Below are 18,628 nucleotides of genomic sequence, written 5' to 3'. Positions count from 1 at the left end.
GGGGCAAACGCACGGCTTGGCCGACGTCAGGGTACCCGAGACGGGGTTGCCACACCCTTGAGTCCGGAGTTTGGCTCCAAGAGGTGCGCTGCTCAGGTGGTTCCAAGGATGAGGCGGCGATCGGCAAGTCGATCGCGTATGTCACTCGTGAGCTTCCGTAGCTCCGCCGCCTCTTCTTCCGAGACCCGGGAGCGCCACTGGTCCGTCGTGCTACGAGGGTCCCGGTCTGACGCGTGGAGTTGACCGGGCGGTGGAGGTGCGGTGCTACCTGCATGAAACGCTTGCTCAAGGTTTTGCCGGCCGCGTTTGCTGAGTTGTAGGCCCAACTCCGAATATAGTGCGCGTGCCGCGGGTATGCCTCCGACCGCTAGGTCCTGATGGGCAACGATGGTCGGAGATTCTTCGTTCGGCAGATCAAGGATGTGCTGGTAGGCGCTTCGCCACAACAACGAGATCGCTTGGATCTGTGATTCTGGTGGATGGCTCACTTCCTGATCGAGCGCCGCGAGGAGTCCTTTCCAGTCAGTCTTCCACCCCATGCGGCGGTGACTTGCGAGTAGCGCCTCGGGCGGTCGGTACACGGCGATACTGTTTATACCGAACTCGCGCCGGAGGAACCCGAGTGAGAGAGTTGCGAATGGATCCTTTACGATAAGACGTCTACCCGGAAGTGGGGCCAACAATTGCTGTCGCCCCTGTTTTCCGTATAGGCGCCACTGTCTCCCCGAGAAGACGTGGCGCCATGCGTCGACAACCGGTTTCTCCGCACCAAGGTCAAGGCTCGTCCAGTGGGTCAGTAGCCCGTTGAGGTTGAATCCGCCGGGGCGCGGGTTCATTGGTTCCCGTGCGATGAGACTTGTACCGTGCCCATGACCGAGAAGGGAGGCCACCCACGTGGTACCTGACCGCGGCAAGCCGCTGACAACGATCGCGTTGGTCTCGGTCACAGAGTGCCTCCAGTCCGGGTCCGGTGCATGGCCGTGTTGAAACCTACCGCGAGGACGTGGCGCGTCAACCGCAGGCGCGATTGTCGCCACGGCGTACGGACCGGTCTGCTTGATCGCAATTTGTGTATACTAGTGTGTTGGTTTGCGCGCGTTTGGAGGTTTCGCCATCGAGTAGCGTTTCGGCGCGTGACCAGAAGGTCTCGACGAGCTCGTTGAACGGTTCTCCGACGAGCGGGACCATGTGCCGCCGGCCGGGCACGGTGGCGCGCTCGGCGCCCGTGGCCTCGGCGATGGTGTCGCACACGGCCTCGAACGCCGGGTGATGGCCGCCCGAGACCGCCAGGATCGGAAACGGTGCTGCCCTGAGGGCATCGAGGTCTGGGCGGGCGTGCCAGGGCACGTGCTCGCGCTGAAGGGCCCGAACACCGGCGTCGAGCTCCGGGGGGAGTGGCCGGCGCGGCCACGGCCGCTCGCCGATCGCAGCGCAGAACTTCGTGTAGAAGTCGAACGGATCGAGCTGTTCGGCATAAACGGCGGCCAGCTCGTCGCGGGTCCGGACCACCTCCGGATCCTCGCTCAAGCCGAGCGCCGGTGGTTCGATCACGGTCAGGGACCGCACCCGGTCCGGCTCGGCCGCGGCGAGGAACATGGCGACCACGCCGCCGTAGGAATGGCCCACCAGGTGGGCGCCGTCCCCGAGCAGCGGGCGATGGGCCTGCGGCTCCGTCTCGAAGTCGACCCGGACGTGAGGACTGTCGCCGTATCCCGGGCGGTCGGGCACCACGAGGGTCCACCGCTGCGCGAGCGGCTCTTGCCGTTTCCAGTCCGCGGCTCCGGTCGAGGCGTCGCAGTGCAGCAGCAGGACTCGCGGCCCGGCCCCGGAGACCTTCACCGCGAGGTTCATGAACCGGCTCCGTCCGCCGCCGCCTCCTCGAGCTCCTCGGCGAGCTCGGCCCAGAAGGAGACAGCTGCACGCTCCATCGCCAGCCCGAGACGCAGGGGGACCAGCCGCGCGCGCACCTCGTCGATCCCGCCGAACCGGCTGCGCATCTCCTCGTATACGGCAATGCGCTCGCTGTGCTGGCGGACCTGCTCGCGGGCAAGCGCGCGCATGTCCTCCTCACTTGCCAGTTCGCCGAAGAACAATTTGAGCTCGGCCACGTCACGCACCTGCATCGGTTCGGTCACCGGCTCGCGCAGCCACTCCTGCAGGGCCTTGCGGCCGGCGTCGGTGAGCGTGAACGTCTGGCGCCGGCGCCCCTGCTCCTCGGACGTCACATCGAGCAGGCCGGCATCGACGAGGCGCCGCGGCTCCGAGTAGAGCTGAGCGTGCGGGAACGGCCAGAAGTAGCCGACCGAGTGCCCGACCGCGCGCTTGAGGTCGTAGGAGGTCGACGGTCCACGCAGGCCGATCAGTCCCAGGACCACGTACGAGGTGGTCGTCAGGCGAGCCGTTGACATGCGGCCGACCGTACCGTACGTTCACGATCCGAAGCGGAACGTCTGAATCGGACTATTGCGCGTGACGGCACGGGACAACGACGTCGCGGGAGGAGAGCACGATGGCTGACGGCACCGAGCCCACGACCACGCTCGCCCGCATCGAGGACCCGGCGCTGCTGACCGGCCGCGGCCGCTTCCTCGACGACCTCGACCCGCTCCCCGGCACCTTGGCGGCCGCCGTCGTGCGCAGTCCCCACCCGCACGCACGCATCCGCGAGGTCCACCTGGACCGGGCACGCAACCACCCCGGCGTGGCCGCGGTCATCGGGCCCGAGGAGGTCCTCGCCACCCTCAACCCGTTCCCGCTGTCGTTACGCACCCCGATGCCGTACTACCCGACCGGCACCGACAAGGTGCGATTCGTCGGCGAACCGGTCGCCGTCGTCGTCGCGACCGACCGCTACACGGCCGAGGACGCCGCCGAACTCGTCGACGTCGACTACGAGATCCTCCCCGCCGTCACCGAGACGCACCGAGCCCTGGACGCGGACGCGCCACGACTGCACGAGACCGCGGAATCGAACGTGGCCAGCGACCGCACCTTCGACTTCGGCGAGGTCGACGCCGCCTTCTCCGGGGCCGACCACGTCGTGACCGGCGAGTACTCCTTCCCGCGATACTCCTCGACCCCCATGGAGTGCTACTCCGTCGTCGCCGAATGGCGCGACGAGGCAGGCGGACCGCAGGTTAGCGCGTGGTCGAACTTCCACGGCCCCTTCTCGATGGTGCCCGTGCTCGCCGGCGCCCTCGGGATCGGGCCCGCCCAGCTACGGCTCGTCGTGCCGCAGGACATCGGCGGCAGCTTCGGCATCAAGGCGGGGATCTACCCCTACATCGCCCTCATGGCCGTCGCGAGCAAGTACGCCGGGCGGCCGGTGCGCTGGACCGAGGACCGCATCGAGCATCTCCTGGCCAGCTCCGCCGGCTCGGACCGGGTCATGCGTTTCTCCGCAGCGGTCGACGCCGACGGCACCGTCCGCGCGCTCGACGTCGACTTCCGGGAGAACGTCGGCGCCTACCTCCGCCCACCCGAACCCGCCACCCTCTACCGCTGCTTCGGCAACATCACCGGCGCCTACCGCATCGATCACGTGCGGCTCCGGTCACGCGCCGTCGTCACCAACAAGGCCCCCACCGGTCTCAACCGCGGCTTCGGCGGCCAGCAGCTCTACTTCGGCCTCGAACGCTTGATGGACAAGGTCGCCCGCACCCTCGACCTCGACCCGGCGGACCTGCGCCGGCGCAACCTCGTCCCGGCCGACGCCTTCCCCTACGCGACCCCCACCGGCGGCATCTACGACTCCGGCGACTATCCGCGCGCCCTCGCCACCGTCCTCGCCTCGAGCGAGTACGAGCAGGTCCGCGCACGGCAGGCGGCGGCACGTCAGCGCGGCGAGCTCGTCGGCACCGGCATCGCCCTCGCCGTCGAACCCTCGGCGACGAACATCGGATACGTCGGCCTCGCCACGCCCGCCGAGCAGCGCCCACCGGGCCGGGACAAGTCCGGCTCGACCGAGCACGTCCGCGTCACCGTGGACCCCTACGGCGTGGTCTCCGTGCTCCTGGGCACCGTCCCCCAGGGCCAGGGCCACGCCACGGTCGCTCGCCAGGTGGTCGCGCAGCGCCTCGGCCTGCCGCTGGACCAGGTGGTGCCCAAGGTCGACATGGACACCGACACCACGCCGTGGACGGTGACCTCCGGGAGCTACTCCTCGCGCTTCGCACCGCTGTTGACCTCCGCCGTCGTCGAGGCGGCCGACCGCGTTGCCGAGACGATCCGGATCGCGGCCGGGGTGCTGCTGGAAGCGGACCCGGCAACCCTGGAGATCGCTGACGGCCAGGTCCGGGTGGCCGGCGCACCGGAACGGTCCGTGAAGTTCCGTCACGCCGCGGGCCTGGTGCACTGGGACCCCGGTTCCCTGCCCGACGGCGTGGACGCCCAGCTGGGCGCCGAGGCGGCGTTCACCCCACCGCAGTCCACCGCCCCCTCGCGCACGGACAAGATCAACTCCTCGCTCTGCTACGGCTTCGTCGCCGAACTGGTCCAGGTCCGCATCGACCCCGAGACGTACGAGATCGCCATCGAACGGGTCCACGCCGTCCACGACGCCGGCACCGTCCTGAACCCCCAGCTCATCGAGGGGCAGGTGCACGGGGCCATGGTCCACGGCCTCGGCGGCGCGCTGTACGAGGAGCTGACCTACTCCGAGACCGGCCAGCCCACCGCCACCTTCATGGACTACCTCGTGCCCACCTCCGCCGAGGCAGCCTTCCCGCTCACCGGAGAACGCCAGGTCACACCCTCGCCGCTGACCAAACTCGGCGCCAAGGGATCCGGCGAAGGCAGCAGCATGAGCTTCCCCGCCGCCGTCGCGGGCGCCGTCGAGGACGCCCTCTCGGCCCACGGCGTCGAGATCACCTCGCTGCCCCTGCACGGCAACGTCATCCACGACCTGCTCGAGACCACCTGAGGAGCCACGACCATGCCCCTGACCGGCGGAGACATCCGGCTGGAGACCAGCCACGACGGACGGGTCGCCAACCTGACCCTCGCCAACGGCCGCTTCAACATCGTCACCATGGAGATGCGGCGGCTGATGGCCGAACGGTTCGCCGAGATCGACGCCGACCCGGACGTCGCGGTCGTCGTCATCCGTGGCGAGGGTGAACACTTCACCTCCGGCGGGGACATCGCCGGGTTCATGGAGGTCGAGCCGTTCGACCTCACCGATCTCGGCCAGGACGTCACCGCTCCCGCCCGGTCCCCGAAGCCGGTGATCACGGCCGTGGACGGCTACTGCTTCGGCGTTGGCTTCGAACTCGCCCTCGCCACCGACATCCGCCTGGCCACCTCCCGCACCGAGTTCGCCCTGCCGGAGATGCGGCTGGGCATGATGCCCGGCTCCGGCGGGACCCAGCGCCTCGCCCGGCTCATCGGCCTCTCCCGCGCCAAGTACCACGTGCTGACCGCCGAGCGGATCTCCGCCGAGCAGGCCCTGGCGTGGGGTCTCATCGCCACCGTCAGCGACGACGCCGAGGCGCTGGAGCGCGAGGTCGAGCGCGTGGTCGGCACACTCCTGGGCTACTCGCCGGTGGCGCTGCGCACCGCCATGGAGGTCCTCGACCGCGGCGTCGACGCACCCCTGGCCACCGGTGTCGAACTCGAGCGCAAGTCCTACGCCATGCTGCGCGCCACGCACGACTTCGCCGAGGGCGTCGCCGCGTTCGGCGAGAAGCGCAAGCCCACCTTCGAGGGCCGCTGACATGAAGCCCGCCCCGTTCGCCTACGTCCGCCCGACCCGCCTGGCGGACGTCGTCGGCGAGCTCGTGGCTGCGGAGGCGGCCGGCGGCGGCAAGGTCCTCGCCGGCGGACAGTCCCTCGTCCCCGTCCTGGCCATGCGGCTCGGCCGGCCCCGGACCCTGGTCGACCTCACCCGCGTGGCCGAACTCGGCCAGATCGGCCACGACGGCGGCTCGCTGCGCATCGGGGCCGCGGTGCGCCAGCGCCACGTCGAACGAACGGCCGGCGGTGACGTGCCGCTGCTGGCGCAGGCGCTGCCGTGGGTCGGGCACCGGGAGATCCGCAGCCGGGGGACCGTGTGCGGCTCCCTCGCCCACGCCGACCCGTCCGCCGAGCTGCCCGCCGTCGCCCTGTGCCTCGGTGCGACCCTCGACGTCGCGGGGCCGGACGGCCGGCGCCGGATCGCCGCCGAGGAGTTCTTCACCGGGGCCATGTCCACCGCGCTCGGACCCGCCGACGTGCTCGCCTCCGTGCAGTTCCCGTTGGCGCGGGCGGGGGAGGGCGCCGGCTTCGCCGAGGTGGCCCGCCGCCACGGCGACTTCGCCCTCGCCGGCGTCGCCGCCCGCGTCCACCTCACCGACGACGGCGTCCACGCTGCCGACGTCGCAACCTTCGGCGTGGCCGACCGCCCCCAGCTGCGGAGCCTGCGCGGCCCGCTCGCCGAGGCCGTCACCCGGCACGGCACGGACCCCGACGCCCTGGGCCGCGAGCTCACCGAACCGGCGGCCGCGATGGCGCAGGAGGCGGTCACCACGACCGGTGACGCGCACGCCTCACCTGCCTACCGCCGTCGTCTCGTCACCGCCCTGACGCCGCGGGCCCTGGCCCGTGCCGTCACCGCGAGCCGGAAGCGGGCTGCCGCATGACACCTCTGCGCCACCTCACCGAGACCCTCCGCCGCACCACCGGCCGCGCCACGCCGGCCAGCGACCCGCAGCCGCTGCGGGTCGACGCGGACGCCACCGTCCGCGTGCAGCTGACCGTCAACGGCCGCGCCGCCGAGGTCGACGTCGCACCGCGGGTCACCCTCGCCGACGCCCTGCGCGACCACCTCGGCCTGACCGGCACGCACCTCGGCTGCGAGCACGGCGTGTGCGGGATGTGCACCGTGACCGTCGACGGCGAGGCCGCCCGCGCCTGCCTGCTGCTCGCCTGCCAGCTCGACGGCGCCGAGATCATGACCGTCGAAGGCCTCGGCCGGCCCGACGACCTGCATCCGCTGCAGGAGTCCTTCGGGCGGCACCACGCCCTGCAGTGCGGGTTCTGCACGCCGGGCATGCTCATGAGCGCCTACGACCTGCTCGACCACGAGCCAGGCGTCCGCGCCGAGGACCTGCCCGAGAAGATGTCCGGCGTGCTGTGCCGGTGCACCGGCTACCGCCACATCATCGACGCCGTCGCCGACGTCGCGGACACGCACCCGGACGCCGTCCCGCCACCGCGCAACTGCGGCCACCAGGCCCTGCTGCCGCGCACCACGCTCGGCGGACCGGGAGCCGCGGCCGAGGACGGGCCCTCCGCCGTCGCCGCGGCCCGCGAGATTAGCCTCCCGCAGTCCGAGCCGACCGTGCGGATCGCGCTCGAGCATGAGGTGGGCGCGCCGCCGGGCGAGGTGTGGGACGTCATGAACGACACCGAACGCCTCGCCGCCTGCCTGCCCGGCGCCGAGCTGCTCGCCGACCACGGCGACGACCGCTACGCCGGGCGCATCCGGGTGGCCCTCGGCCCCATCAAGCTCGCCTTCCTCGGTGACATCCATGTCACCGAGCGCGACGCCGAGCATCGCTCGCTGCGTGCCGTCGCCCAGGCCGCCGACGCCGGCGGCGGCACCGTCCAGGCCGACGTGCGCCTGGCGGCCCGCACCCGCCCCGACGGCGCGCCGGGCAGCGTCATCCACGCCGAGGCCGACCTGTTCATGGTCGGGCGCATCGCCCAGTTCGGGCGGTCTCTCGCCGGAGACGTCAGCACCGACATGTTCGCCCAGTTCGCCGCCGCGCTCGACGCCGCCGCCCGCGGCGACGAGCCCGCCGTCGCGGCGGCGCCGCCCAGCGCCGTCGCCATGCTCACCCGCCTCGTGTCCAGCCGTGCACGAGCGCTGCGGGACCGCCTAGCAAGGAGATGACATGCAGATCGGCCGCGCGCTGCGATGGACCGCAGCCCGCCACCCCGAGCGCACCGCCTTCGCCGGCCGACGGCGGATGACCTACCGGGAGTGGGACGAACGCACCAACCTCATCGCGAACGCGATGGCCGGGCTCGGCGTGCGCACCGGCGACCGCGTCGCGATGTTCACCGCCAACACCGAGGTCATGGCCTCGACCCACCTGGCGCTGCAGAAGCTCGGCGCGATGTCCACCCCGCTCAACACCCGGCTGTCCGCCCCCGAGCTGACGTACTGCCTGGACGACGCCGAGCCGAAGGTGGTCATCACCGACGACCATGCCCGGCACGTCGCGACCGAGGCGCTCGCGGCCGCGCAGGTGCGGCCGGTGCTCCTGCACGCCGGCACCGACCCGGTCACCGGTGCGGAGGATTTCGAGGCCGCCGTCGCCCGGTCCGACGCGACCGCGCCCGGGGTGACGGTCGCGGAGAGCGACCCCAGCGTCATGCTCTACACCTCCGGCACCACCGGAAAGCCCAAGGGCGTGCCCAGGACGCAGCACAACGAGTACGCGGCCTCCTCCGCGCACGTCATGCAGTGCCAGTACGGCTCCGGTGAATCCACGCTCGGCGCGATGCCGATGTACCACACGATGGGACTGCGGTCCCTGCTGTCCATGGTGCTCGTGGGCGGGAAGGTCGTGGAGATGCCCGCCTACGACGCCGCCCGCGCCGTCGAGCTCATCGAGGCGGAGCAGGTCAGCGCCCTCTACCTGGTCCCGACGGCGTTCTGGGCGCTGGCTCAGACCGGGCGCCTCGAGGACGTCGCGCGGTCGGTCCGCAAGCTCGCCTTCGCCGGCGCGCCGATGACCTCGACGCTGTGCGAGCAGCTGATGGCGCAGGTGCGTCCGGAGGTGTTCGTCAACCACTACGGATCGAGCGAGATCTACACCTTCGCGATCGAGGACCACGCCCCGCGCAAACCCGGGTCCGCCGGCCGCGCCGGGATGCTGTCCCGGCTGCTCGTCGTCGACCCGGCGACGCAGGACGGGCACAAGCAGCTGCCGCCGGGCGAGGTGGGGGAGATCGTCGCCTCGTTGGACTCCGACGAGGCCTTCGCCGGCTACTGGCGCCGGCCCGACGCCGATCAGAAGTCGATCCGGAACGGCTGGTACCACACCGGTGATCTCGGGCACCTCGACGACGACGGCGACCTGTGGGTCGACGGCCGGGTCGACGACATGATCATCACCGGGGGCGAGAACGTCCACCCGGTCGAGGTCGAGGACGTGCTGTCCCGGCACCCGGAGGTCGGTGAGGTCAGCGTGGTCGGCCTCCAGGACGACAAGTGGGGCCAGGCCGTCACCGCCTTCGTCGTCCCTGCGCAGGAGGGCGCCGACCCTCGCGCGCTCGCCGAGCGCATCACGACATGGGCGCGTGAGGAAGCTCCGCTCTCGCCGTACAAGCGCCCCAAGAACGTCCTCGTGGTGGCGTCGATCCCGAAGTCACCCGTCGGCAAGATCCTGCGGCGCAAGTTGGTCGCGGGCGACTACCGGTTGCGGACCGGATCCGGCGAGGACGCCGGCGCACGCACGCCCAGCTAGTCACCCTCCGACACAGAAAGCGACCCTCCCATGGCCATCCCTGACAACGTCGACAGGACAGCACCCACCGAGGAGAACCGCCTCATCGAACGCGGCCCCGGGTTCGCCGGCGGCATGCGCGAGCTCCCACGCCACCTCAATCCGGCCACCGTCGGAGCAGGGGTCGTCGCCGCGATCTTCGGCTGCACCGGCCCGGCGCTGATCGTCATCGACGGCGCGAGCGCGGCGGGCCTCGGCCCGGCGGTGATCGCCTCGTGGATCTTCGGGATCTACGTCTTCGGGGGCCTGATCTCCATCCTGCTCGCCCTGTACTACCGCCAACCGATCACCGGGGCGTACTCGATCCCCGGGGCCGCGCTCGTCACGGCGGCGCTGCCGAACTTCTCCTTCCCGGAGATGGTCGGCGCCTTCATGGCGGCGGGGCTGATCGTGCTCGTCATCGGACTGACGGGGCTGGTGCGCAAGGTGGCGGACTGGATCCCCTTCCCGATCATCATGGCCATGATCGCCGGCGCCCTCATCCGGTTCGGCGTCGGCATCGTCGACTCGGCGGCGGCCGCGCCGGTCGTGGCGGTCGCCGCCCTGGTGGGGTTCGTCCTCCTCAGCCGGTTCCTGCCGATGGTGCCCGGCGTCGTCGGGGCGCTGGTGCTCGGCGGCATCGCCGGCGCGGCGACCGGTGCGTTCGGCAGTCTGCAGGGCGGCCTCGGTCTCAGCGCCCCGGTGGTCACCGCACCGGCCTTCGACGTCGGAGCCGTGCTCGCCGTCGCCGTCCCGCTCGCCCTGCTAGTCATCGGTGCCGAGAACGCGCAGGCGATGGGGGTGCTCATGGCCGAGCGGTACCGCCCGCCGTTCAACGTCATGACCATCGTCAGCGGTCTCGGCGGGGTGCTGGCGCCGGTCTTCGGTGGCCACAACGCGAACATCGCCGGGCCGATGACGGCGATCTGCTCCTCCGACCAGGCCGGCCCGGACCGCGCCGGACGCTACGCCGCGACCGTGGTCAACGGTGTGCTGTTCCTGCTGTTCGGTGTCTTCGCCGGCGTCACCGTCGCCGTGGTCAGCATCATGCCGCCGGAGCTGACCGCGACGGTGGCGGGCCTGGCGATGATCGGTGTGCTCCTGCGGTCGCTGCGGGCGGGCTTCGCGGAGCCGCGGTTCCAGCTCGGCGCGTTCTTCGCGCTCGTCATCGCGATGAGCGGGGTGACGATCCTCGACATCTCCGCGCCGTTCTGGGCACTGGTCGGCGGTGTGCTCGCCTCCGTCCTGCTCGAGCCGAAGCACTTCCGGGCCCGGAAGGAGGAGGCGGCGTAGCGGCCGCCTCACCGCGAGAGCGGATCGCGGACCTCGCGCCAGGCCTCGGCTGCCGCCTCGACGAGCTGTTCCAGACTGCCGGGCGCCGCCGGCCCCGGCATGCCGTAGTAGCGGTGCGCGTCGCAGACCTCGTAGCCGCCGGACGGGTACTCCTCCCGCGCCGGGAGGTAGCCGAAGCACTCGCCGGTGTAGCCGGCCACCACGGTCACGGCGTCCGGATCGTCCGCGGCGAGGATGCTCCGCACCGTGCGTCCGGCGGTGGCGAACGGCTCGCCCGGCAGGCCCACGAGTACGGCGCGCCCCCAGCGCAGCACCGTCACGGGCACCTCGAGGTGGGCGGGCCGCGGCTCTGCCAGGTGCGCACGTGCCCACGCGCTCCATTCGTCCAGGAGCGCGCGGACCCCCGGCTCCGCCTCGCGCGCCTGGGCCTGCCACGCGGTCAGGTCACGCTCCGTCTGCTCCGCGTCGGCCGGGACCAGCTCGATCCCGACCCGACGCGCCGCGGCGCGAACGGGCCCGTCGAGGTCGGTCGGCATGGCGCGATCGGCGGCGTCGGCGACGTCGGCGCCGGCCTGCTCGCAGGCGTCGAAGGTCCGGTCCGCACTCGGGGCGCCCGGCGCCGTCGGGTCCGGGCTGTGCCCGTTGTTCGCATCCCCCGCGCACCCGGTGAGGAAGAGCACCGGGGCACCGGTCTCCTCGGCGAGAACGCGGCGCACCACCCCGGGGTAGTCAGCCGTGAGCAGGGTGTTGTCGCCACCGAGCACCACCGGATGGCAGGCGTAGGAGACCACGGTGGCGAGCACCCGTCCGTCCCGGCGGACGAACCGGATCACCGGCACGTCGCGGTCCACCGGGCCGTCCGGGCGGCGGCGGTTGCGAGCGAGATCGCACGGCGGGCCGTACCCGCCGTGAACCGTCACCTCGGTGGCCGTGGCGTGCGCCTCGGCGACGGCCTCGACCGCGGCACGGACCACCCGGTCCAGCCAGGCTCGGTCCAGCGGTCCGCCCAGCCGGGCCTGCATGCTCACCGGCCCGCCGTGGGTGTGCGTGGCATGCACGAGCACCCGCTCGGCCGGGAGCACGCACTCCTGAGCGATCCGCGCGCAGGTCGCCCCGTCCAGCCCCACGACGTCGACCGTCACCACGGCCGTGTCCGCCACGGTCAGCGCGCGCACCTCGAGGCGGTCGTGCACACCGGACACCGGCCGGGTGCGGGCAGCGAACCCGGACATCGCCGCTCCCGGGTCGGGCGTGATGTCACGGACCGCGACGCCGGCCCTCATACGACCCGCTCACCGGCGAGGACCACCTCGCGGATCGACACCGGCCCCGCCTCGGGCACCTCGTCCAGCAGCAGCAGGTCCGCCGGCGCTCCCGTCTCCAGCGTGCCCCGGCCGTCGCCGACCAGGCGGCCCGGAGCGGTGGTGGCCAGCTCGAGCGCATCGGCGAGCGACCAGCCGGGCAGCCGCGAGACGGTGGCGACCCCGGCGGCCAAGGGCCGCGCGGCGCCGGCCAGGTACGGGGTGCCGACCTCGCCGAGCCGCCCGTCCTGCCCGAGCCGCACCCTCCCGCCGACGGGCGTCGTGTACTCACCTGGTGGCAGCCCGGCGAGGGCGACCGAGTCGGAGACCAGCACGGCCCGCCCCGCACCTTTGGCCCGGAGCATGACCGTGAGCGTGTCCGCGGGGAGGTGGTGGCCGTCGGCGATGAACCCGGCGGTCAACCGGTCCTCGGCGAGCTGCGCCCACAGGTAGTTCGGGTGCCGCGGGAGCGTGGCGTGCGCGCCATTGCCCAGGTGCGTGGCGACGCGGGCACCGGCGTCGACGACGGCGCGGATCTGCTCACCGGTGGCGTGCGTGTGACCGACCGCGACGCGCACCCCCTCCGCCACGGCCGCCCGGGTGAACTCGATGGCGCCGGCGTGGTGCGGCGAGAGCGTCACCATGCCCACGAGTCCGTCCGCCGCCTCCTGCAGCCGGTGCAGTTCGGCGAGATCGGGCGGGCGGACGTGCTCGGCCGGATGGACGCCGCGAGGCCCGTCCTCGGTGGAGATGGACGGGCCCTCCAGGTGCACGAACGGGACGGCCCGCCGGGTCGCCGGGTCAAGCCGCCGCGCCTCGGCCACGGCGCGCAGGGACCGGGCCATCTCCGCCTCGGCCGCGGTGATGATCGTCGGGACGTAACTCGTGGTCCCGGCCCGGGCGAGGGCCGCAGTGACCGCTGCGACGTCGTCGGGGGAGACGTCCGGGCCGTTGAGGTCGTGGCCTGCGAAGCCGTTGACCTGGAGGTCGACGAGGCCGGGGACGAGCCACGGCATCCCGTCCTCGCCCGGCCCGCCGGGCCGGACCTCGGCGATCCTCCCGTCGTGGACGCGAACCTCCAGCGTGCGCCCCGTGCGCGGATCCCGTCCGATCACAGCGACCGCACCCGGCCGCGGAACCGGTCGATGAAGCGCGCGTTCGCCTCGTCCCCACCGGGCGCGTTCCCGCTGCGCCACACCGGGGGGTCGATGCCGCGTGCCACGAGCGCCTCGACCGTGGCGAGGGTGAGGCAGTTGAGCACGTAAGCGTTGGCGAAGGTGGAGATGGCCGCGATCTTCTCCCCGACCCCGTCGACCTCCATCACGGCGTCACCGATCGGAACCTTGGAGTCGATCGCGACGTCGACCAGATCGTGCAGGTTCTGCCGGCTCGGGTGACGCGCGGGATGGTCCGGAGCGGTCTCGGCGGCGTGGCGGCGTGAGCTGATGCCGATCAGGCGTGCGCCGCGCTCGCGTGCGGTCAGTGCGGCGTCGATGAGCGCGGAGTTGATGCCGTAGGCGTTGACCAGCACGAGCAGGTCGCCCTCGCCGAGTCCGCGGTCCTCGATCACCACCCGCCCGTAGCCGGGGGTGCGTTCGATCGCCATCGAGCGCAGCGCGCCGTTGGACAGCAGCGTGCCTTCGTCGAGGATCGCCGAGATGTGCATGAGGCCGCCGGCGCGGAAGAAGACCTCCTGGGCGGCGAGGTTGGAGTGCCCGCCGGGCCCGAAGACGTGGATGAGCCGGTCGGCGGCGACCTGGTCCGCCAGGAGGTCCGCTGCGCGGCGGATGGTGCCCGATTCCTCGGTGAGGATCAGCCCGAGGATCTCCTGGATGCGGTGCCCGTAGTCGGTGAAGGTGGCATCAGTCATCGGTCCGCCTCCGCCGCGGTCGATCGGGGCGCCGAATCGGCGTCCACGTACAGGGTGACATCCGGGTGGGTGCGCAGCGCCGTCGCCGGGTGCCGGGCCGAGACCGGCTCGGTCAGGGCCTTCTCGACAGCGTCGCGCTTGGCGGCGCCGGGGACGACGCAGAAGAGCCGGTCGGCCGCGAGCAGCCGCGGGATCGTCAGCGTGATCGCCCGGTGCGGGACGTCGTCGAGGGAGTCGAAGCACTCGTCGTCGACCTGCTGGCGACGGCAGACGTCATCGAGCTCGACGACCTTGACGTCGAGCGGATCCTCGAGGTCCGCCACCGGAGGATCGTTGAAGGCGAGGTGACCGTTCTGCCCGATGCCGAGGCACACGATGTCGATCGGGCCGGCGGCGAGCGCGGCGGCGTAGTCCTGCGCGGTGCGCTCCGGATCGGGGCCGGGCTGGATGAGGTGGGCACCGGCGAAGGGCAGGTGATCGAAGATCGCCGAACGCAGCCAGTTCGCGAACCGTTGCGGCGCCTCGGCGGGCAGGTCGAGGTACTCGTCCATGTGGAACGCCTCGACCCGGGTCCAGTCGATCCCGTCGGCCTCCCGCAGCGCGGTGAGCATCTCCTGCTGGCTGGGCGCGGCGGCGAAGACCATCCGGACGCGGTCCTGCCTGGCCAGCCGTTCCCGCAGCTCGGCCGCCACGTCCGCGGCCGCGGCCCGGCCGAGGCTCGTGCGGTCGGGGAAGGTGCGCGGGCGTAGGGCGGGGGGATCCGGTGTCATCGACGCTCCTGGGATTCGTCCGGGTGGGTGGGGAACCGGTCGAGCTGGGTGAGCCACAGCAGCGACCGGGCGATGTGGAAGGGGTCCTTGACGGGCAGGGCGACCGTCTCCTCGAGCGGCATGCCATCGCGGGAACGGATCTGCGTCCACTCCTTCCCGGGCCCGTCGGGGAAGGTGTTCATCGTGTACGCCGTCAGGCGCTGCGCCCAGTCCCGCAACGCCGGCTCGCCGGTGGTGCGTGCCAGCAAGGAGGTGGTGTACATCGCCTCCGCGTGCGGCCACCACAGCTTGGTGTCCCAGGTGGAGACGACGAGCTGCTCGTAGCGGTCGCAGCTGCGGCTGCCGGCCGGGGCGCCGCCGTCGCGGTCGGTGAATCGCAGCAGACCACCGGCCGCCTCGTCCCACCCGATCTCCAGGGCGTGGAGTGCGATCGCGGCGAGCGTCCGGTCGGTGGCGAGCGGCCCGTCGAGGAGATCACGCGCGTGGCGCAGGAACGCGACCGCCTCGAGGATGTGCCCGGGAGTGCGATGCCGGGCCAGGAGGGAGTCCTGGCGCGCCTCGTCGGTGGCCGGTGGCATCTCGGCGATGTCGGCGCCGGTGCGGTGATGTGCCTCGATGTCGTGTGCGGCGGCGCGGACGGTGTCTGCGGCGGCGTCCTCGCCGGTGGCCCGGTAGACCTGCTCACCCACGCCCACGAGGATCATCGGCAGTCCGAAGGACCGGTGGCGCCGGTCCACCGGGTAGGGCTCGGAGCGGAAGGAGCCCGCCCGGATGCGGCCGGCGGCGTCCAGCAGCGTGCGCAGCGCCAGATCCTCCCAGCCGGCGCCGGGCTCGAGGCGTGCGGCGCCGGACCATCCGAGGGCGGCGAACAGGTCCGCGAACACCGACGTGTGCCGCCCGTCCCCGGGTGTGGGCTCGCGCGGCGTGCCCTCGCGGGTGGTGACGAACGCCGTCGTCCCGTCCGGGAGCAGGGCGTGGTCACGGATGAAGCGTGCCGTGCGCAAGGACTGGGTGGCGAGGCGCTCGCGGTCCACCCCGAGCCGGTCGGCGTCGAGCGCCAGCTGGGCGGTCAGCCACGCCCACCGGCCCTGGGACCAGGTGTACTTATCGCCGGAGACGAGCCGCCGGCCGGCGTTGTCCCAGCAGGTCAGCACCCCGCCGTGGACGTCGTCGGGTCCGTGGGCGAGCCACCACGCGAGGACGTCATCGACGAGATGCGCGTGCGGGTCGGTCATCTCAGGCGCGCTCCGAGGTGGCAGGTCCGGAACCCGGTACGTCGCCGACGCGCTCCGCCGGGCCGTCGTCGACTCCGAGGGCGTCGACCAGCGCGTCCGACTCCGCGTCGTGCCACGGCCGGACGAGCCCGATGAGGACGTAGACGATGATCGCCACGACGACGGGTCCGCCCACCTGCACGGCCGTGACCTGATCGGGCGCGAGCGCGTCGATCTGGTCCGCGAAGACGTACCGCGTCAGGACGAACACCGCCAGGCCGGCGGCCCACGAGGTGATCGCCGCGACCGGGCCGCAGCGCTTGAACGCCGGAAGCAGGCCGAGCAGCATCGGGATCGCGATCGGACCGACGAGTCCGCCGTACCAGAGGATGATCAGCCCGATCACCCCGCCGAAGGACTCGGCCGCCAGGGCGATGACGATGCTCACGGCGATGAAGGCGAAGACGCTGATCCGTCCCACGCGCAGCTCGGTGCGCACGTCGATGTTGCGCATCCGCCGCCACAGCGCGGGGAGGATGTCCCGCGTGACGACCGCGGAGATGGCGTTGGCGTCGGAACCGCTCATGGCCATGGTGTGCGCGAAGAGCCCGGCGAGGACCAGTCCGACGAGCCCGGTGGGGAGCAGTTCCTGGGTGAGCAGGGCGTAGGACTGGGTCGTGTCCTCGAGGCCGGGGAGGATGATCGGCGCCGCCCACATCGGGAAGAACATCACCAGCGGCCAGACGAGGTACAGCGCCGCGGACAGGCCGGCGGCCTTCCGGGCCGTGGAGCCGGTGGGGGAGGCGATGAACCGCTGCGCGAGGTTCCACGTGCCGCCGTTGTAGGACAGCGTGTTGATGAGCAGGTAGACCATGACGAACAGCAGCGTGTACTGACCGTTGAAGAGGGAGGAGTTGCCCTCGGGCAGGTCGTCCCACATGGTCCAGATGGTCGAGACGCCGTTCATGGTCACCAGCACCGTGACGAACATGACGATTCCCGCCACGAGCTGGATGAGGAACTGGCCGAGGTCGGTGAGGGCGTCCGCCCAGAGTCCGCCGATGGTGGAGTAGACCAGTGTCACGCCGCCGGTCAGCAGGACGCCGACGGGCAGCGGGACGCCGGCGAAGACGTCGAGCAGCACGGCCGTCGCTGTCCATTTCGCGCCGACGTCGAAGACCTTCAGCGCGGTGCCGCTCCACGCGAGGAGCTGCTGGGTGGGCAGCCCGTACCGGATCCGCAGGTACTCCAGCGGTGAGATCACCCCGAGCCGGCGGCGCAGCCGCGGCCACCGCGGGGCGAAGAGGAACATGCCCACCGCCATGGCGAAGGTGATGCCCAGCGCCCACCAGACGTAGAGCACGAAGCCCTCGTCGTAGGCGATGGCGGCGTAGCCGACGAACACGGCGGCGCTGTAGCCGGACATGTGATGGGAGATGCCGGAGAGCCACCAGGGCATGGACCCGCCGGCGACGAAGAAGTCCTTCGAGGTGCGGTTGCGCGCCTTCGCCCACAGGCCCACTCCGACCATGAGCGCGAAATAGGCAGCCAGGACGAGCCAGTCGAGTACACCCATGAGGTCTCCGTCCGCTCGGTGGGACGCACCTGCACGCCCCGGTTGACGGGCGAGCCTGGCGTGCAACCGTTTGCACGTCAACGCCGCCGAGGCTCTACGGTGGAGGTGTGCCCCGCGCCCGGCCCGAACTGCCCACGCTGAAGAAGGTCGCCGCCGCGGCCGGCGTCTCGGCCTCGACGGTCTCCCGGGTCTACTCGCACCCCCAGCTGCTCCGCCCGGAGACGGTCACCCGGGTGCGTGCCGTGGCCGACGAGCTCGGCTACGTCCCGCACCACCCGGCCCGGGCGCTGAAGACGGGCCGGATCGGCGCGATCGCCGTCGTCGTGCCCGACATCGCCAACCCGTTCTTCCCGCCGGTCATCCGCGCGGCCGAAGACCGGGCGCACGATCGCGACATCTACACCCTCCTGGCCGACACCGACGAGATGACCGAGAAGGAGGTGACGCTGCTCGTGCAGCTGCAGCGCCGGACCGACGGCGTCGTCCTCGTCTCCTCGCGGCTGTCGACCGAGGCCATCCGGAACCGGTCCACGCTCCACCCGCTCGTCCTGGTCAACCGGGACGTCGAGGGGGTCTCGCGCGTGCTCGTGGACACCGCGGCGGGAATGCGGGAGGCGGTCGATCACCTCGCCGACCTCGCGCACCGGCACGTGGTGTACCTCGCGGGACCGTCCTCGTCCTGGTCCGACGGTCAGCGCCGAGCGGCCGTCCTCGACCGGGCGCAGCGGCGTGGTGTGCGGGTCACCGTCCTCGGTCCGCACCGGCCCGAGCACGACGAGGGGATGCGGGCCGCCGCCGCGGTGCTCGAGACCGGCGCGACAGCGGTGATCGCCTTCGACGACGTCCTCGCCCAGGGCGTCCTGGCCGGCTGCGCGGCTGCCGGCGTGCGGATCCCGCAGGAGATGTCGCTCATCGGGTGTGACGACATCCTCGCCGTGCGGACCGCACCGCCGCTGACCACGGTGCGAGGCCCGAGCCGGCAGGCGGGTGCGCTCGCCGTCGACTTCCTCCTGCGACTCATCGACGGCGTCCGCGAGGAGACCGTCGAGCGCCTTCCGGCACCGCTCGTGGTGCGCGAGACCACCGGCCCCGCGCCGGCCTGAGCCGGCGCCGCAGCGCTCCTGTTCCGGC

At 72.1% G+C, this 18,628-nt stretch carries 16 protein-coding genes; 7 read left to right on the top strand and 9 right to left on the bottom strand.

Features of this window, described 5'->3' with window-relative positions:
* Nucleotides 1-92: 92 nt before the first annotated feature.
* The 3 genes from ACFSE6_RS05985 to ACFSE6_RS05975 all read right to left on the bottom strand — a co-directional run bounded on the left by ACFSE6_RS05985 (nt 93) and on the right by ACFSE6_RS05975 (nt 2,408).
* A complete protein-coding gene (locus tag ACFSE6_RS05985; protein ID WP_388003481.1) occupies nt 93-947 on the bottom strand; it encodes a sulfotransferase in 855 nt (284 codons plus the stop codon).
* Between the two features lie 64 nt (nt 948-1,011).
* A complete protein-coding gene (locus tag ACFSE6_RS05980) occupies nt 1,012-1,851 on the bottom strand; it encodes an alpha/beta fold hydrolase (RefSeq protein ID WP_388003478.1) in 840 nt (279 codons plus the stop codon).
* A complete protein-coding gene (locus ACFSE6_RS05975) occupies nt 1,848-2,408 on the bottom strand; it encodes a PadR family transcriptional regulator (protein WP_388003475.1) in 561 nt (186 codons plus the stop codon). The genes ACFSE6_RS05980 and ACFSE6_RS05975 overlap by 4 nt, the downstream gene beginning before the upstream one ends.
* Before the next feature lie 101 nt (nt 2,409-2,509).
* Here ACFSE6_RS05975 and ACFSE6_RS05970 point away from each other — a divergent pair, with 101 nt between their 5' ends.
* Genes ACFSE6_RS05970 through ACFSE6_RS05945 form a run of 6 tightly spaced genes read left to right on the top strand, consistent with a single transcriptional unit; the run spans nt 2,510 to nt 10,766 of the window.
* A complete protein-coding gene (locus ACFSE6_RS05970; protein ID WP_388003472.1) occupies nt 2,510-4,921 on the top strand; it encodes a xanthine dehydrogenase family protein molybdopterin-binding subunit in 2,412 nt (803 codons plus the stop codon).
* 12 nt (nt 4,922-4,933) lie between these two features.
* The gene (locus ACFSE6_RS05965; protein ID WP_388003469.1) at nt 4,934-5,713 is read left to right on the top strand and encodes an enoyl-CoA hydratase/isomerase family protein; all 780 of its coding nucleotides are present in this window, start codon (nt 4,934-4,936) and stop codon (nt 5,711-5,713) included.
* A 1-nt stretch (nt 5,714) separates the two neighbouring features.
* A complete protein-coding gene (locus ACFSE6_RS05960; RefSeq protein ID WP_388003466.1) occupies nt 5,715-6,617 on the top strand; it encodes an FAD binding domain-containing protein in 903 nt (300 codons plus the stop codon).
* Nucleotides 6,614-7,873: a 2Fe-2S iron-sulfur cluster-binding protein gene (locus ACFSE6_RS05955; RefSeq protein ID WP_388003463.1), complete on the top strand. Its 1,260-nt coding sequence runs from the start codon at nt 6,614-6,616 to the stop codon at nt 7,871-7,873. The genes ACFSE6_RS05960 and ACFSE6_RS05955 overlap by 4 nt, the downstream gene beginning before the upstream one ends.
* Nucleotide 7,874: 1 nt before the next feature.
* Nucleotides 7,875-9,455, top strand: a complete 1,581-nt coding sequence (locus ACFSE6_RS05950) for a class I adenylate-forming enzyme family protein (protein ID WP_388003460.1) — start codon at nt 7,875-7,877, stop codon at nt 9,453-9,455.
* Between the two features lie 30 nt (nt 9,456-9,485).
* Nucleotides 9,486-10,766: a benzoate/H(+) symporter BenE family transporter gene (locus ACFSE6_RS05945; RefSeq protein WP_388003457.1), complete on the top strand. Its 1,281-nt coding sequence runs from the start codon at nt 9,486-9,488 to the stop codon at nt 10,764-10,766.
* A gap of 8 nt (nt 10,767-10,774) precedes the next feature.
* Here the strand turns inward: ACFSE6_RS05945 and ACFSE6_RS05940 are convergent, their stop codons facing one another.
* Genes ACFSE6_RS05940 through ACFSE6_RS05915 form a run of 6 tightly spaced genes read right to left on the bottom strand, consistent with a single transcriptional unit; the run spans nt 10,775 to nt 17,497 of the window.
* Complete coding sequence (locus tag ACFSE6_RS05940) at nt 10,775-12,049, bottom strand: neutral/alkaline non-lysosomal ceramidase N-terminal domain-containing protein (protein WP_388003454.1); 1,275 nt, start codon at nt 12,047-12,049, stop codon at nt 10,775-10,777.
* A complete protein-coding gene (locus tag ACFSE6_RS05935) occupies nt 12,046-13,182 on the bottom strand; it encodes an N-acetylglucosamine-6-phosphate deacetylase (RefSeq protein ID WP_388003451.1) in 1,137 nt (378 codons plus the stop codon). The genes ACFSE6_RS05940 and ACFSE6_RS05935 overlap by 4 nt, the downstream gene beginning before the upstream one ends.
* Nucleotides 13,179-13,937, bottom strand: coding sequence for a sugar isomerase domain-containing protein (locus tag ACFSE6_RS05930; RefSeq protein WP_388003448.1), 759 nt, complete (start codon nt 13,935-13,937; stop codon nt 13,179-13,181). Before ACFSE6_RS05930 ends, ACFSE6_RS05935 begins: the two co-directional genes overlap by 4 nt.
* Nucleotides 13,934-14,707 carry a 6-phosphogluconolactonase gene (locus ACFSE6_RS05925; protein WP_388003445.1) on the bottom strand — a complete coding sequence of 258 codons (774 nt, stop codon included), beginning with the start codon at nt 14,705-14,707 and terminating at the stop codon, nt 13,934-13,936. Before ACFSE6_RS05925 ends, ACFSE6_RS05930 begins: the two co-directional genes overlap by 4 nt.
* Entirely contained in the window at nt 14,704-15,942 is a 1,239-nt protein-coding gene (locus ACFSE6_RS05920) for an AGE family epimerase/isomerase (RefSeq protein WP_388003442.1), read from the bottom strand. The genes ACFSE6_RS05925 and ACFSE6_RS05920 overlap by 4 nt, the downstream gene beginning before the upstream one ends.
* A 1-nt stretch (nt 15,943) precedes the next feature.
* Complete coding sequence (locus tag ACFSE6_RS05915) at nt 15,944-17,497, bottom strand: sodium:solute symporter family protein (RefSeq protein ID WP_388003439.1); 1,554 nt, start codon at nt 17,495-17,497, stop codon at nt 15,944-15,946.
* A 107-nt stretch (nt 17,498-17,604) separates the two neighbouring features.
* Here ACFSE6_RS05915 and ACFSE6_RS05910 point away from each other — a divergent pair, with 107 nt between their 5' ends.
* Nucleotides 17,605-18,600, top strand: a complete 996-nt coding sequence (locus ACFSE6_RS05910; RefSeq protein ID WP_388003436.1) for a LacI family DNA-binding transcriptional regulator — start codon at nt 17,605-17,607, stop codon at nt 18,598-18,600.
* Nucleotides 18,601-18,628: the final 28 nt, after the last annotated feature.

This window comes from Georgenia deserti (genome assembly GCF_042680605.1).
GTDB classification, from domain to species: domain Bacteria; phylum Actinomycetota; class Actinomycetes; order Actinomycetales; family Actinomycetaceae; genus Allobogoriella; species Allobogoriella deserti.
This window is presented reverse-complemented; position numbering and strand designations above follow the sequence as displayed.

What these genes read in the sequence shown, in the direction of transcription:
- ACFSE6_RS05980 (WP_388003478.1), bottom strand. Translation starts at nt 1,851, where the DNA reads ATGAACCTCGCGGTGAAGGTCTCCGGGGCCGGGCCGCGAGTCCTGCTG.
- ACFSE6_RS05975 (WP_388003475.1), bottom strand. Translation starts at nt 2,408, where the DNA reads ATGTCAACGGCTCGCCTGACGACCACCTCGTACGTGGTCCTGGGACTG.
- ACFSE6_RS05970 (WP_388003472.1), top strand. Translation starts at nt 2,510, where the DNA reads ATGGCTGACGGCACCGAGCCCACGACCACGCTCGCCCGCATCGAGGAC.
- ACFSE6_RS05965 (WP_388003469.1), top strand. Translation starts at nt 4,934, where the DNA reads ATGCCCCTGACCGGCGGAGACATCCGGCTGGAGACCAGCCACGACGGA.
- ACFSE6_RS05960 (WP_388003466.1), top strand. Translation starts at nt 5,715, where the DNA reads ATGAAGCCCGCCCCGTTCGCCTACGTCCGCCCGACCCGCCTGGCGGAC.
- ACFSE6_RS05955 (WP_388003463.1), top strand. Translation starts at nt 6,614, where the DNA reads ATGACACCTCTGCGCCACCTCACCGAGACCCTCCGCCGCACCACCGGC.
- ACFSE6_RS05950 (WP_388003460.1), top strand. Translation starts at nt 7,875, where the DNA reads ATGCAGATCGGCCGCGCGCTGCGATGGACCGCAGCCCGCCACCCCGAG.
- ACFSE6_RS05945 (WP_388003457.1), top strand. Translation starts at nt 9,486, where the DNA reads ATGGCCATCCCTGACAACGTCGACAGGACAGCACCCACCGAGGAGAAC.
- ACFSE6_RS05940 (WP_388003454.1), bottom strand. Translation starts at nt 12,049, where the DNA reads ATGAGGGCCGGCGTCGCGGTCCGTGACATCACGCCCGACCCGGGAGCG.
- ACFSE6_RS05930 (WP_388003448.1), bottom strand. Translation starts at nt 13,937, where the DNA reads ATGACTGATGCCACCTTCACCGACTACGGGCACCGCATCCAGGAGATC.
- ACFSE6_RS05925 (WP_388003445.1), bottom strand. Translation starts at nt 14,707, where the DNA reads ATGACACCGGATCCCCCCGCCCTACGCCCGCGCACCTTCCCCGACCGC.
- ACFSE6_RS05920 (WP_388003442.1), bottom strand. Translation starts at nt 15,942, where the DNA reads ATGACCGACCCGCACGCGCATCTCGTCGATGACGTCCTCGCGTGGTGG.
- ACFSE6_RS05915 (WP_388003439.1), bottom strand. Translation starts at nt 17,497, where the DNA reads ATGGGTGTACTCGACTGGCTCGTCCTGGCTGCCTATTTCGCGCTCATG.